The organism is Streptomyces sp. NPDC059909 (assembly GCF_042730885.1).
Lineage (GTDB): Bacteria > Actinomycetota > Actinomycetes > Streptomycetales > Streptomycetaceae > Streptomyces.
This window is the reverse complement of sequence record NZ_JBHWKX010000053.1, coordinates 24,356-37,377: the sequence shown is the minus strand read 5'-3', so window position 1 is coordinate 37,377 and position 13,022 is coordinate 24,356. Positions and strand designations below refer to the sequence as shown.

The following is a 13,022-nucleotide window of genomic DNA, read 5'->3' as shown; positions in this document are numbered from 1 at the left end:
GGCCCGGTACCGCGGTCAGCTCCGTCCGCGCAGCGCCTGCTCGATCGTGCGCATGACCTCGGGAAGCGGGGCGTCCGAACGGGCCACGGCCACCAGGACCTCGCCGGTCGACTGCACCTGGCCGGCAGGGGCCCGGTCGGTCGTGGTGCGGCCGGCGCCGATGCCCGTGCCGAAGGTCTCGCGGACGATGTCGAAGGCGTGGTCGAGTTGCGCCATCACGTCGCCCTGGCCCCCCGCCCGCAGCCAGCGGCGCAGCACATGGTTGTGCGCCGTGACGACGGCGGACGCCGCCACCTCGGCGAGCAGCGGATCGTCGTTGCCGTCGTGGTGGTCGCGCTCGTCGAAATGGCCCAGCAGATAGCGCGTGAACAGCCGCTCGTAGCGGGCCACCGAGGCGATCTCACGCTCCCGCAGCGTGGGTACCTCGCGGGTGAGGCGGTAGCGCTCGACCGACACCGCGGGCGAGGACGCGTACATCTTCATGACTTCCTTGATGCCACGGCACACCGTGTCGAGCGGGTGCTCGTGCGCGGGGGCCGCGTTCAGCACCGCCTCGGCGCGTACGAGCGTGTCGTCGTGGTCCGGGAAGATCGCCTCTTCCTTGGAGCGGAAGTGGCGGAAGAAGGTCCGGCGCGCGACCCCGGCCGCCGCCGCGATCTCGTCGACGGTCGTCGCCTCGTACCCCTTGGTCGCGAACAGCTCCATCGCCGCCGTGGCCAGTTCCCGGCGCATCTTGAGCCGTTGGGCGGCGGCGCGGCTGCCTGCGGCGCTCTCCGGAGGCTCGGAGGCGGCGGTGGCACGGGGTGACTTGGCGGGCTGGGGCATGACCTGAACGTACTGCATTTGCGCAGGAGAGCGCGCCTCCGGGGCAGGGCTGCCCGAAGAACGGAGCAGCCCTCCCCACGGCCCCTGCGGCTCAGCGCCGGGCATATTCGCGGAAGCCGCGTCCCGTCTTGCGGCCGAGGCAGCCCGCGGCCACCAGGTGCTCGAGCAGTGGCGCGGGGGCCAGACCCGGGTCGCGGAACTCGCGGTGGAGAACCTTCTCGATGGCGAGCGAGACGTCGAGGCCGACGACGTCGAGCAGTTCGAAGGGCCCCATCGGGTAGCCGCCGCCGAGCTTCATCGCGGCGTCGATGTCGTCGAGCGAGGCGTAGTGCTCCTGGACCATCTTGATCGCGTTGTTGAGGTACGGGAACAGCAGCGCGTTGACGATGAAGCCGGCGCGGTCGCCGCAGTCCACCGGGTGCTTCCTGATCTTCGCGGTGACCTCGCGGACGGTGGCGTGGACGTCGTCCGCGGTCAGGACCGTGCGGACCACCTCGACGAGCTTCATCGCCGGGGCCGGGTTGAAGAAGTGCATGCCGATGACGTCCTGCGGGCGCGAGGTGGCGCGGGCGCAGGCGACGACGGGCAGCGAGGAGGTGGTGGTGGCGAGCACCGCTCCCGGCTTGCAGACCTTGTCGAGCGTGGCGAACAGCTGCTGCTTGATCTCCAGGTCCTCGGCGACGGCCTCCACGGCCAGGTCGACCTCCGCGAAGGAGTCCAGCGAGCCGGCCGGGGTGATCCGGGCCAGCGTCTCCTCGCGGGCCTCGGCGGTCATCCGGCCCTTGTCGACAGAGCGGGAAAGAGACTTGGCGATACGGGACTTGGCCGTCTCGGCCTTCTCCTGGCTGCGGGCGGCGAGGACCACGTCGTACCCGGCCTTGGCGAAGACCTCGGCGATGCCGCTCGCCATCGTGCCCGAACCGGCGACGCCGACGGAGTTCACCGGACGGCCGCCGGTGGCCTGCGCGGCCTCCAGGGGCGTCAGCGCGTCGCGCACCACCGTGCCGCTGTCCGGCGCCTCGTACGTGTAGAAGCCGCGGCCCGACTTGCGGCCGGTCAGGCCCGCCTCGCTGAGCTGCTTCAGGATGGGCGCGGGGGCGTGCAGCCGGTCCCGGGACTCGGCGTACATCGCGTCGAGGACGGTACGGGCGGTGTCGATGCCGATCAGGTCGAGCAGCGCCAGCGGGCCCATGGGGAGGCCGCAGCCGAGCTTCATCGCGGCGTCGATGTCCTCGCGCGAGGCGTACTTCGCCTCGTACATGGCGGCGGCCTGGTTGAGGTAGCCGAAGAGCAGTCCGTCCGCGACGAAGCCGGGCCGGTCGCCGACCGCCACGGGCTCCTTGCCCAGGTCGTGGGCGAGCGCGGTGACGGCCTCCACGGCCTGCGGGGCGGTGAGCACCGAGGACACCACCTCGACGAGCTTCATCGCCGGGGCCGGGTTGAAGAAGTGCAGGCCCAGGACGCGCTCGGGCCGCGCGGAGCCCGCGGCGAGGCGGGTGACGGACAGGGCGTTGGTGCCGGTGGCGAGGATCGCGTCGGGCCGGACGATGGCGTCGAGCTCACGGATGACCTGCTGCTTCGTCTCGTACGACTCGGGCACGACCTCGATCACGAGGTCCGCGTCCGCGGCCGCCTGCAGGTCGGAGAAGGTGCGGAAGCGCGCGAGGACGTTCCGGCGCTCCTCCTCGGTGATGCGCTCGCGCTCGACGGCACGCGCGGTGGTGGCCTCGAGGGCGGTGGCGGCGTGGCGGGCGGCGGCGTCGCTGATGTCGATGCCGATGACCTCACGGCCGGCGCGGGCGAGGACCTCGGCGATGCCGGTGCCCATCGTGCCGAGGCCGACGACGGCGACGGTGGAGAAAGGGGTGGTGGAGAGAGGGGTGTCCATCACGGGACTCCAGGAATGAGTGACGACTGAGGGAGGGCGCGCGTGCAGGAGGGGCGCGCTGAGGTGCGTGTCGCGATGAGGCGCGCGGCGATGCGCGCCCAGGGGCGACGGACTCTGTCCCGGAGTCACGTCGTACGGAACTGCCGAACCGACAAGCTCCCCCATAGCCATGCGGTATGGGAGGTACCCCCGGGCGGCTGCGTCACCAGGCCGCCGGGAGCTGTGCGGGTGTGACCCGCTCACATGAGGTTAACCGGTGAGTAATGAGCGCGCCAGTCCTGTGCGGATGTGATCTGCACCGCGTGCCGCCCGCTCCTCTACGCTTCCCCGCATGGACGCCGATCTGCTCGACCTCGCCCGGCGTACCGAAGGGGAGCTGACCGGTCCCGCCGACGCGGAGCTGCACCGCAGGCTGACCGCCACCGCCGACCTCGATGAACTCGCCGGCGTGCTGACGGAGGCCGAACGCCCCTTATGGGCGCGGGAGATCGCCGCCTTCCGCCTCGGCTGCGCCGGGGACCGCCGCGCCTTCGAGGCGCTCGTGCTGCTCCTCAACCACCGCGATCACGAGCGCTGCATCTCCGCCTCCTACGCCCTGACCCGCCTCGGCGACCCCCGCACCCCCCGCGCGGCCGCCGCACTCGCCACCAATGAGCTCCGGGTCGCCTATGCCCTGCTCCCGGTCCGTCTCCTCACCGAACTCCGCGCCCCCGAATCGGCCCCGGCGCTGATCACCACCCTGCAGCGGCGGCTGGCACCCGGCGACCCGCACTGGCGGGTCGCCCTCGCCTGCGTCGAGGGCCTCGGCACCCTCGCCGACGAACGCGCCCGCCCGGTCCTGGAGTCGGCCCTCGCTCACCCCCGGCTGTCCGCCGCCGCCTCCGCCGCGCTCAGCCGCCTCGCATAGCGCACCTCGTCCACCGCGACGCCGCCCACATCGAACGGCTCCTCGGCGCCGTCGGGTGCGAATCCGGCCTTCTCGTAGAAGCGGCGCGCCCGCGCGTTCTCCCTGAGCACCCAGAGGAGGAGCGCGGGCCGGCCGTCCGCCTCCGCCCGGGCCAGGAGCTCGGTCATCAGCGCCCGGCCCACGCCGGTGCCGATGTGCCCCGGCCGCACGTAGAGCGCGTACACCTCGCCGTCGCCGGTCGTCGTGTCCTCTTCGCGGTACGGCCCGTAGCAGCCCCAGCCGACCACCTCGCCGTCCTGCTCGGCCACCACGTTCACCATCCCGCTGCCGGTCGCGGCGGCGAGACGGGCCCGGCGGCGTTCGGCGTCCTCCGCCTCGCTCATCGCGTCGAGATACGCCTGCGGCATGAGACCCGCATAGGCGTGCCGCCAGCCGGCGACCCGGACGGCCGCGACCGCCTCGCAGTCGGCGTCGGCCATGTCCCTCAGCCGCACGCTCATGCCGCACGCCCCTCGGGCACGACCGCGAACGCCTCGATCTCCATCAGCAGCCGGGGGTCGACCAGCGAGACGACCTGCACCGCGGAGCTCGCCGGGAGGCGGTCGCGGTCGATGAAGGCGTCGCGGGCGTCGCGGACCGCGGGCAGGTGGGCAATGTCGGTCAGGAAGTACGTCAGCTTCACCACGTCCTCGAAGCCGGCGCCCGCCGAGGCGAGGCAGCGGCGCAGGTTCTCGAAGACCTGGTGGGCCTGGGCGGCGGGGTCTCCCTCGCCGACCACCCTGCCGTCCTCGTCCAGCGCGATCTGGCCGGAGATCGCGACGAACGTGCCGGTGCCCATCACCACATGGGTGTAGCCGGTGGCCGGGGCGATGCCGTCAGGGGCGTGGACATGGGTGAGGTGCGCAGACGGCTTCGAAGGCGAGTGCGAGGTCATGCCCCGCATCCTGGCGCACGCCCCTGACGGCGAGCCAGTCAGTTCCGGTGCCCGAGGGCCCTGTGCAGTGCCGCCCCGGCGCGGGCCGCGTCCGTAGCGCCGGCGCGAGCCGTGGGCTTCAGGGGCTTCGGCTCCGGCGTGCGTGCGCAGACCGCGTCGGCCTCGCCCGTCGTGCTCGACGCGGGCACCTTGCCGGTGGCCAGATAGTCCGTCAGATAGCGGTCCAGGCAGCGGTTTCCGCCCAGGGTGACCGCGTGGTTGCCGCCGCCCTCCTCGACGATCAGACGGGAGCTGTGCAGCCGGTGGTGGACGGCGACGCCACCCTCGTACGGCGTCGCCGCGTCGTCCGTCGCCTGGAAGATCAGCACCGGCGGGAGCGCGACGTTCGACACGTCCGTGGGGCGGAGCGGCGGGACGGGCCACGTGGCGCACGGCGCGTTGTACCAGGCGTTGTTCCAGGTGGAGAAGGGCGCCTTGGCGTGGATCTGCCAGTTGTCCTTGCGCCAGTTGTTCCAGTCCCGCGGCCACGCGGCGTCGCGGCACTGCACCGCCGTGTAGACGGAGTAGCTGTTGTCGCGTTCGCTGTCGGGCGCGCCGAAGTTCTCGTACGCCTCCACCAGCGGGCGCGCGTCCTTGCGGTTCACGTAGGCGGCGAACGCCTCGGCCAGGTGCGGCCAGAAGCCGTCGTAGTAGCCGCCCGGCAGGAAGGTGTCCTCCAGTTCGCCCGGGCCGACCTTCCTGCCCGCCGGCTCCCGGCGCAGCGCCTCGCGCATCGCGTACCACGCCGCCTCGACCCTCGCCGGGTCGCTGCCCAGCCGGTACGTCGTGTCGTGCCTGGCCACCCACGCGGCGAAGGCCTTGTGGCGGACGTCGAAGCCGAGGTCCTGGTCGAGGTTGGCGCCGTACCAGACGCCCTTCGGGTTCACCACGGAGTCGAGCACGGCGCGCCGCACCCGGTTCGGGAAGTACTTGGCGTACACGGCACCCAGATAGGTGCCGTAGGAGTATCCGAAATAGGAGATCTGCCGGGCGCCGAGCGCGCGCCGGACGGCGTCCATGTCCCTCGCCGTGCTCACGGTGTTCATATGGGGCAGCACGTCCCCGTACTTGGCCGCGCAGCCCTTCGTGAACGCCGAGGCCCGCCGCAGATTCGCCATCTCCTCCTTCCGCGTGCGCGGCACCGAGTCGGGGCGTACGGGCGCGAAGTGGCCCGGCTTGCAGTTGAGCGCGGGCCTGGAGGCACCCACACCGCGGGGGTCGAAGCCGATGACGTCGTACTGCGCGGCGACCTTCGCGGGCAGCGAGGCCGCGACGAACCCGGCCAGTTTCAGCCCGCTCGCACCCGGTCCTCCCGGGTTGACCAGCAGCGGTCCCTGGAAGGTCCTGGCGGTGTGCCGCACCCGTGACAGCGCGAGCGTGATCTGCCGGCCGCCGGGCCGTGCGTGGTCGAGAGGCACCTTCAACTGGGCGCACTCTAGCCTCGGATGCTCATCCGTGGCGCAGCTTCGCCACGTCAGGGCGGCGCCCGCGGGCCGTGGCCCCGCCGGTCCCGCCGTCGCCGTGGACGGCGCGCCGGCGATCAGCCCGGTCACCGCCGCTCCGGCGGCGACCAGCGCTCCTGTGCGTCTGTACATATGGCCTCCCGTGGTGGCGGGGGCGCGGCCCGGAGCGGCACAGCCCCGGCGGCAGCGTTCCCGGATTCCCTCCCGGAAGGACACGTTCGATTCAGACTTGACCCGTTTGCTCCCGATTGCCCCCGAAGCTTCGCCTCGGCCGCTCAGAGCAGGGTGAGCTGCGTGGCGGCCGGCTCCGCGAGGGCCGGCTCGACGGGCACCGGGATCCGCCGCGGAGTGCCGCGCTGCGCCGGGCCGATCCCGAACTCCGTGGCGAGTTCGTGCACATGACGGGTGATGCGCCGCTGGTACCACTTGGGCGCGTACGCCCCCTCCGCGTACAGCCGCTCGTAGCGCCGCACCAGATGCGGATGCTCCCGGCCCAGCCATGCCATGAACCACTCGCGCGCACCGGGCCGCAGATGGAGCACCAGCGGTGTCACGGACGTCGCCCCGGCCGCGGCGATCGCCCGCACCGTCGCCCTCAGCTGGTCCGGGTGATCGCCGAGGAAGGGGATGACCGGCGCCATGAGCACCCCGCAGCCGATGCCGTGCTCGGTCAGGGTCCGTACGACGTCGAGGCGCCGCTCCGGCGAAGGCGTCCCCGGCTCCACGGTCCGCCACAGCTCCCGGTCCGTGAAGCCGACCGACACGGAGATGCCCACCTCCGTGACCGCGGCGGCCTGCTGCAGCAGGTCCAGATCGCGCAGGATGAGCGTTCCCTTGGTGAGGATCGAGAACGGGTTGGCGTAGTCGCGCAGGGCGCCGATGATCCCCGGCATCAGCCGGTACCGCCCCTCCGCCCGCTGGTAGCAGTCGACATTCGTGCCCATCGCTATCTGCGCGCCCTGCCAGCGGCGCGAGGCCAGCTGGCGGCGCAGCAGCTCGGGCGCGTTGATCTTGACGACGATCTGGCTGTCGAAGCCGAGCCCGGTGTCGAGATCGAGATAGCTGTGCGTCTTGCGGGCGAAGCAGTACACGCACGCGTGCGTGCAGCCGCGGTACGGATTGACGGTCCACTCGAACGGCATCCGGGAGGCCCCCGGCACCCGGTTCAGGATCGAACGGGCACGGACCTCATGGAAGGTGATCCCGCGGAACTCCGGGGTGTCCGAGTTGTCGTCAACAGTGTAGGAGAGGCCTAGCTGACCTGGTGCTCCGTCTCCCAAGCCGTCCCAGCGCATGGGCCCTCCCGTAGGTGTCGGCGTTCGCCCTTAGAATAGAACATCTGTTCCCATGCGGGGTCAAGCTTGTTCCAGGCATGAAGAAGGCCCCTCGACCGAAGCCGGGGGCCTTGTTTCATGTGGCCGCATGGAGGAGCACCCGCGACCGCTGGGATGTAGGTCACGCCTCTCCGCTGTCGGCCTCCGGCCGGTTCAGTACGTACGTCCCCTTGTTGGGCAGGGTCGCGACAAGGCCACGCTCCCGAAGCTCCTTGACGGCCCGTCTGGCCGTGATCAGGGCTACGCCGTGATGCGCTGCCAGCTCGCGCTCATTGGGTAGGCGGGCGCCGACAGGCAGCCGGCCAGCGGCGATATCAGCAGCGATGGCGTCGGCGATGGTCTCCCAGACGTACTTCGGCAGGGTCATAAGGGCAGCTTGCGCCGCCATGCGCTGCCCTGCGCGACACCTTCACCGCGGACCAGAACTTGGCACCGCTGCTGTCCTCGGCATGGCCGATCTGTCAGTGCCGGCGATGCCGCGAGGAGGAGCGTTGTGGCCGCTGAAGCCGTTAACGACCCAGTGGCGGAGGGGCGCTACCGCCGCCTGGAGATCCGGGAGTTGGCCAGACAGTGCAGGGCCCTTCAGGTCCGCGTCCAGCGCGGTGAAGACTCGGCGGTCCTGCGGCTCGTCATCGCACGAACAGGACAGGGCCCGGGTGGGAGTGACTCTTCGGCCCGGGCCCTGTGCCCCGCCCGGGGGCGGGCTTCAGGGCCGGGGGCCGCCGAGCGCGCCTTCGAGTCTGGTGAGGAAAGTACGCAGGAGCGCGCTCAGGCGAGCCTGCCCGGCCGGGTCGAGGCCGGCCAGGATGTCCCGTTCGTACGACAGCTGGGCGGGGAGGATGGCGTCGACCAGATCGCGGCCCGCGTCGGTGAGGCGGATATGGGCCATGCGGCGGTCGCGGGTGTCGCCGCGCCGCTCCACCAGGCCGCGTTCGGCCAGGGACTTGATCCGTTTGGTGACGGCCGCTCCGGAGGAGAAGGTCTCGCGGGCGAGCTCCCCGGGAGTCAGCTCGTGGCCGGTGCGGCGCAACGCGCCCAGCAGGTCGAATTCGGGGCGCGTGAGTCCGGCGCGGCGCAGCGGGGCGTCCTCGGCCTGCTGGAGCAGGGCGGCAGAGCGGTTGATCCGGCCGATGATCTCCATCGGGCCGGTGTCGATGTCCGGATGGACCGCCTGCCATTGGCGGACCACCGCGGCCATCGTGTCGCCTGTCACCGCCTGGCCGTTCGCTGTCGTCATGCCCGTGCGCCCTCCACGTTCAGTCTCTCCCCGGAATGCAGTCCCTGCCGTCGTATCGTCGCGGCGAGCGTACGGTGTCCGGCGCGCTCGGTGCGAACGAGGCGCTCCTCGGGCAACGCGCGCTGCCACCATTCGCCGGCGGCGGCGTCGGCGCCGGCCCGCAGCTCGACGAGGGCGGTGGTGAGCCGGCGGCGAGCGGTCTCCAGGGCGCGCGGATCGGGGCGGTCCGCGGCGAGGACGCTCTCGGCGCGGTCACGGGCCGCGTCGGCTGTGTCGAGGGCCCGCTCGAGCTGGTCTCCGACGCGCCGGTTGGTGACGGCCAGGGCGGCGACGATGCCGATGGCGGCACCGGTGAGCGTGTCCACGACGCGGTCCAGGATCAGCTCCCCGGGCTGCTGGAAGTGGGCGAACTCGGTGATCAGTAGCGCCATCGGGGTCACGAAGACGCTGCCGAGCCAGTAGTTGCGGCCGGCGAGTGCCTCGGCGCCGAAGTTGCAGACGAGGCAGCACACCACGAGCGCGGCCTGGTTGAGGTGGGCAAGCGGCGCAATGAGCGCGAACACCAGGACACCGGCGAGGTTGCCCACCACGCGCTGCACTCCGCGGCTCCATGACAGCGTCATATTGGCCTGGTACAGGGATGCGGCGGTGACCAGGGCCCAGAAGGGGAGGCCGATGCCGAGGGCAAGTGAGGCGTAGCCGGCGAGGGCGCAGCCGACGGCGGTACGCAGGGCGATGGGCAGCAGCGGGGAGCCCGGCCCGATCAGCCGCCACAACGGACGCCGGGGGGCCTCGAGTCCGGCCCGCACGCCGAGGAGTTCGTCCGCGTCGCCGCGGTCGAGACCGACGGGGTGCGGGACGAGCCGGTTAGCGCGCAGCTCGCGGGCCCAGGTCCGCAGCTGTGCGGGGTCGGTGGTCGCGGGGGCGGCGAGGGTGACCTCGGCACGTACGACGAGCCGTTCGAGGGTGTGACGGACCGGGTTCCGGGCGCCGGCGGACAGCAGGCACTGCCAGGCGGCGTGCACGGCGCCGGCCGCCCCGGCGCGGGCCCGCTCATGGTCGGGTCCGGTGCCCCGGGTGGCGGCGTAGGCGGCAGCCGCGTTCAGGGCGCGGGCCGTGGCACGGCGCTCGGGGCCATGGGGGCGTACGAGGACGGGTGCCATGCCGACCAGCCAGGCGACGGCGCCCGCGCCTGCCGCCAGCGCGAGATGCCCGGGAACCTGGCCCAGCGTCTGGGGCGTGAAGAGACTCGCCGAACTGATGAAGGTGAAGATCACATTGCCGGGCGGGCCGATGCGGGTGGCGTCGCACAGGGTCTTCTGGGCCGCCGCGAGCAGGGCGCCGACCGTGACGAGCACGACGGCGGAGTGCGTGAGCGACGCGGTGACCAGGGCGACGGCGACGCCCGCCAGCATCCCGAGAACGACCCTTGCCAGGGTCCGGGCCCGGGCGGCGTACGGGACGTTGTGGGCGAAGAGGGCGCAGAGCGACCCTGCCATCGTGTACAGGACCAGGTCGAGCCGGCCGAGAAGGAGCAGGGTCACGTTGGGTATGGCGGTGGACACCACCACGCTCGTCGACGGTTTGAACCAGATGTCGGACGGCGCGCCCAGGCGGAGTGCGCCGGCCAGGGGGAGGTAGCGGATTCGGCGGGTCTGGGATGAGGGGGTGGGTGCGCTGCTGCTCCTGCTCATACAGAAAAGTTAACAGGTGTTTCACTAGAAAAATAATCTGCGCGGGCACGACGATGAGACCGTCAGGTTCGGCAGGGCCAAGGGGCGAGGCAGTTGTGCAGTTCACCGTGAGAGTGTTCGGGCTGATGAGCGGAGACGCTGTCTGGCAGCACATCGCCGACGCCTCACGTCGGCTCCGTTTCACACCTCAGGCCCCTTAGGGGCCATGTAGGCATTCGAAGGGCGGATCGCCCAAGCCGTGCAGTCCGAAGGCGACACGCGCGCCACCATCCAGCCCTTCGACGCCGACATCTGGCTCGTCGGCCCGACCGGCCGCGACCGCGGCTGCCTTCACGCCGACATCTGGCGCGGCACCGCCCGGGAGCTGGCCGACTGCGGCGTGCTCGCCGTCGATCAGACACTTTGACGCCGTCCGCGTGGGTCCGCTGAACAACGTCAGAGCCAGTCACAGGTAACCGGGTGACGCTTCGAGTGCTTAGGGATTGCTTGACGACCAGAACATGGACATTTAATATCCAGGTTATGCAAACGAGCAAGGGCGTCGAGTGGGCAATGCATACGCTGTGAACCTGGCGTGGCTGGGGAGCGGCGAGCCGGTGGCGGCAGCGCAGCTGGCCGCTGGTCACGACCTGCCGGCGTCCTACCTGAACAAGCAGCTGCAGCGACTGGTCAAGGCCGGCTTGCTGGAGTCCGTGCCGGGTGCGCTGGGCGGCTTCCGGCTGACCCGCCCCTTGGAGGCGGTGTCGGTGCTGGACGTGGTGCTGGCCATCGAGGGGAATGAGCCCCTCTTCCGCTGCATGGAGATCCGTCGGTGCGGCACCGTCGGGGAGCGATGCCCCGATGGCGTCTTCACCCGAGCGTGCGCGGTGAAGATGGCCATGGGGCGGGCCGAAGCGGCCTGGCGGAAGGTGCTGGCCGAGCAGAGTCTCGCCGACGTGCAGGCCGGGGCCGAGATGCATGCTCCCGCCATGGCGGTGCATGTTCGCCAAGTGCTCGGGCGCAACTGATCCCCTTTATTCCCGCGCGGCGTGACCGTGCGTTCTTTCGGGAGGTGAATCTGGATGAAGAATATCCTGATTATTGGTGGTGGGTTTGCTGGTGTGTGGAGCGCCGCGGCCGCCGTACGCGCAGCACGCGCCCATGGCGTGCCGCAGTCGGAACTGCAGGTGACGGTGGTCAGCAGCGGCGATGACATGGTGATCCGTCCGCGGCTCTACGAGGCCGATCCGGAGCAGATGCGGGTGGCGCTGGACCGGGTGCTCGGTCCGATCGGGGTGCGGCGGATCGCCGCGACCGTCACCGGCATCGACACCAGCACCCGCATGGTGACCGCGGTCGACCGAAGCGGCCGGAACACGCTCCTGAGCTATGACCGTCTGGTGCTGGCCACCGGCAGCCAGCTGGTGCGCCCGTCGATCCCCGGCTCCCAGTGGATCTACGACGTGGACAGCCTGGACGCCGCCGCGTCCCTCGAGCACCACCTGCGACGCCTGCCGCAGCGCGAGGCGACGGCCGGACGCTTCACCGCGGTCGTCATCGGAGCGGGCTTCACCGGCCTGGAGATAGCCACGGAACTTGTCTCCCGGCTGCGGGCAGTGGCCGGCGACGCCGATGACGTACGCGTCGTCATGGTGGAGCGCGCCGACGCTGTGGGGCCCGAGCTGGGCGAAGGCCCGCGCCCGTACATCAGCTCTGCCCTGAGTGATCTCGGAGTCGAGCTGCGCCTGGGCAAGACGGTCGAGCGGGTCACCGAGAGCGAGGTCGAGCTCTCCGACGGCGAAGTCCTCCCGGCGTCCACCGTGATCTGGACGGCCGGCGTGGCCGCCAGCCCGCTGACCCAGTACATCCCCGGCGAGCGCGACCGGATCGGGCGGCTGCGGGTGGATGAGTTCCTGCGCGTTCTCGGAGCACCCGAGGTGTTCGCGGCGGGTGACACCGCAGCGGCTACCGCCGAAGAGGGGCACACGGTGATGCAGAGCTGCCAGCACGCCACCCCCCTGGGCAAGTTCGCCGGCCACAACGTGGCCGCCGACGTTCTGGGGCTGGACCTGGCGCCCTTCGCCCCGAACCCCTACGTCACATGCCTGGACCTGGGCCCCGCCGGCGCGGTCGTCACCACAGGCTGGGACCGGACCGTCCAGAAGACCGGAGAGAAGGGCAAGGAGCTCAAGCGTCAGATCAACGCCGAATGGATCTACCCGCCGGTCGACGACGCCGATGCCATCCTCAAGCTCGCCGACCACCAGGAGGAATTCTCCATGGAGGCGTTCTACGCCTGACCGGCATCCTGACCGACGCGACGCCGCCCCGCTCAACGAAGCCGAGGCCTCTCGCACGGGCAGAGCAAGCGCGCCTCCTGCTTCCATCCAGTCGGGACGCGTAGTTCCGCCCGTCTGAGGTCGCAGGGGTCGGCGAGGAGCTGAACCTCCACGTCATCGAAGGGACTGCGGATCGCTGATGTATCCGTAGCAGGCGTGGCGAGCCTCTGGTTCCCAGCCTGCGTCCCGCGAGCGAGCGTTCCCAGGACCGCCTGGGATGTCTGCAGGGACAGCGCCTGCTCGACGGCCTGTTCATGGCCGGAGGTGGCGACGCCTTGGTCGACGATCCGGTCCAGGATGCCGCTCTTGCGGCCGGTGTCTCGCCGAAGACAACCTTCGGCAGAAAACCAACCACCTACCGAAACGGCCCCCACAGTCCCCCA

Annotated in this window: 13 protein-coding genes; 4 read left to right on the top strand and 9 right to left on the bottom strand. The window is 71.2% G+C overall.

Features of this window, described 5'->3' with window-relative positions:
* Nucleotides 1-15: 15 nt before the first annotated feature.
* Nucleotides 16-825: a TetR family transcriptional regulator gene (locus tag ACFV9O_RS28820; RefSeq protein WP_385422827.1), complete on the bottom strand. Its 810-nt coding sequence runs from the start codon at nucleotides 823-825 to the stop codon at nucleotides 16-18.
* A 91-nt stretch (nucleotides 826-916) separates the two neighbouring features.
* Nucleotides 917-2,713: a 3-hydroxyacyl-CoA dehydrogenase family protein gene (locus tag ACFV9O_RS28815; protein WP_385422825.1), complete on the bottom strand. Its 1,797-nt coding sequence runs from the start codon at nucleotides 2,711-2,713 to the stop codon at nucleotides 917-919.
* A 331-nt stretch (nucleotides 2,714-3,044) separates the two neighbouring features.
* Between ACFV9O_RS28815 and ACFV9O_RS28810 the strand changes: the two genes are divergently transcribed.
* Nucleotides 3,045-3,620, top strand: a complete 576-nt coding sequence (locus ACFV9O_RS28810; protein ID WP_385422823.1) for a HEAT repeat domain-containing protein — start codon at nucleotides 3,045-3,047, stop codon at nucleotides 3,618-3,620.
* Here ACFV9O_RS28810 and ACFV9O_RS28805 read toward each other — a convergent pair.
* The 7 genes from ACFV9O_RS28805 to ACFV9O_RS28775 form a co-directional block, all read right to left on the bottom strand.
* A complete protein-coding gene (locus tag ACFV9O_RS28805) occupies nucleotides 3,569-4,120 on the bottom strand; it encodes a GNAT family N-acetyltransferase (RefSeq protein WP_385422821.1) in 552 nt (183 codons plus the stop codon). The genes ACFV9O_RS28810 and ACFV9O_RS28805 overlap by 52 nt on opposite strands.
* On the bottom strand, nucleotides 4,117-4,554 hold the full coding sequence (locus ACFV9O_RS28800) for a RidA family protein (RefSeq protein ID WP_385422819.1): 438 nt from the start codon (nucleotides 4,552-4,554) through the stop codon (nucleotides 4,117-4,119). The genes ACFV9O_RS28805 and ACFV9O_RS28800 overlap by 4 nt, the downstream gene beginning before the upstream one ends.
* 38 nt (nucleotides 4,555-4,592) lie before the next feature.
* Nucleotides 4,593-6,188, bottom strand: coding sequence for an alpha/beta hydrolase (locus tag ACFV9O_RS28795; protein WP_385422817.1), 1,596 nt, complete (start codon nucleotides 6,186-6,188; stop codon nucleotides 4,593-4,595).
* A gap of 143 nt (nucleotides 6,189-6,331) precedes the next feature.
* Nucleotides 6,332-7,351, bottom strand: coding sequence for an Rv2578c family radical SAM protein (locus ACFV9O_RS28790; protein WP_385422815.1), 1,020 nt, complete (start codon nucleotides 7,349-7,351; stop codon nucleotides 6,332-6,334).
* 160 nt (nucleotides 7,352-7,511) lie between these two features.
* The gene (locus ACFV9O_RS28785) at nucleotides 7,512-7,757 is read right to left on the bottom strand and encodes a winged helix-turn-helix domain-containing protein (protein ID WP_385422813.1); all 246 of its coding nucleotides are present in this window, start codon (nucleotides 7,755-7,757) and stop codon (nucleotides 7,512-7,514) included.
* Between the two features lie 339 nt (nucleotides 7,758-8,096).
* A complete protein-coding gene (locus tag ACFV9O_RS28780) occupies nucleotides 8,097-8,627 on the bottom strand; it encodes a MarR family winged helix-turn-helix transcriptional regulator (protein WP_385422811.1) in 531 nt (176 codons plus the stop codon).
* Complete coding sequence (locus ACFV9O_RS28775; protein WP_385422809.1) at nucleotides 8,624-10,321, bottom strand: FUSC family protein; 1,698 nt, start codon at nucleotides 10,319-10,321, stop codon at nucleotides 8,624-8,626. The genes ACFV9O_RS28780 and ACFV9O_RS28775 overlap by 4 nt, the downstream gene beginning before the upstream one ends.
* A gap of 238 nt (nucleotides 10,322-10,559) precedes the next feature.
* Between ACFV9O_RS28775 and ACFV9O_RS28770 the strand changes: the two genes are divergently transcribed.
* From ACFV9O_RS28770 to ACFV9O_RS28760, 3 genes are all read left to right on the top strand, one after another.
* Nucleotides 10,560-10,727, top strand: coding sequence for a hypothetical protein (locus ACFV9O_RS28770; RefSeq protein WP_385422807.1), 168 nt, complete (start codon nucleotides 10,560-10,562; stop codon nucleotides 10,725-10,727).
* Nucleotides 10,728-10,884: 157 nt separating this feature from the next.
* Nucleotides 10,885-11,328, top strand: coding sequence for an RrF2 family transcriptional regulator (locus ACFV9O_RS28765; protein ID WP_385422805.1), 444 nt, complete (start codon nucleotides 10,885-10,887; stop codon nucleotides 11,326-11,328).
* Nucleotides 11,329-11,382: 54 nt separating this feature from the next.
* Nucleotides 11,383-12,600: an NAD(P)/FAD-dependent oxidoreductase gene (locus ACFV9O_RS28760; protein ID WP_385422803.1), complete on the top strand. Its 1,218-nt coding sequence runs from the start codon at nucleotides 11,383-11,385 to the stop codon at nucleotides 12,598-12,600.
* Nucleotides 12,601-13,022 lie beyond the last annotated feature (422 nt).

Bases quoted from the DNA above. Each gene is read 5' to 3' on its own strand.
- ACFV9O_RS28820 (WP_385422827.1), bottom strand. From the start codon at position 825: ATGCCCCAGCCCGCCAAGTCACCCCGTGCCACCGCCGCCTCCGAGCCT.
- ACFV9O_RS28815 (WP_385422825.1), bottom strand. From the start codon at position 2,713: ATGGACACCCCTCTCTCCACCACCCCTTTCTCCACCGTCGCCGTCGTC.
- ACFV9O_RS28810 (WP_385422823.1), top strand. From the start codon at position 3,045: ATGGACGCCGATCTGCTCGACCTCGCCCGGCGTACCGAAGGGGAGCTG.
- ACFV9O_RS28805 (WP_385422821.1), bottom strand. From the start codon at position 4,120: ATGAGCGTGCGGCTGAGGGACATGGCCGACGCCGACTGCGAGGCGGTC.
- ACFV9O_RS28800 (WP_385422819.1), bottom strand. From the start codon at position 4,554: ATGACCTCGCACTCGCCTTCGAAGCCGTCTGCGCACCTCACCCATGTC.
- ACFV9O_RS28795 (WP_385422817.1), bottom strand. From the start codon at position 6,188: ATGTACAGACGCACAGGAGCGCTGGTCGCCGCCGGAGCGGCGGTGACC.
- ACFV9O_RS28790 (WP_385422815.1), bottom strand. From the start codon at position 7,351: ATGCGCTGGGACGGCTTGGGAGACGGAGCACCAGGTCAGCTAGGCCTC.
- ACFV9O_RS28785 (WP_385422813.1), bottom strand. From the start codon at position 7,757: ATGACCCTGCCGAAGTACGTCTGGGAGACCATCGCCGACGCCATCGCT.
- ACFV9O_RS28780 (WP_385422811.1), bottom strand. From the start codon at position 8,627: ATGACGACAGCGAACGGCCAGGCGGTGACAGGCGACACGATGGCCGCG.
- ACFV9O_RS28775 (WP_385422809.1), bottom strand. From the start codon at position 10,321: ATGAGCAGGAGCAGCAGCGCACCCACCCCCTCATCCCAGACCCGCCGA.
- ACFV9O_RS28760 (WP_385422803.1), top strand. From the start codon at position 11,383: ATGAAGAATATCCTGATTATTGGTGGTGGGTTTGCTGGTGTGTGGAGC.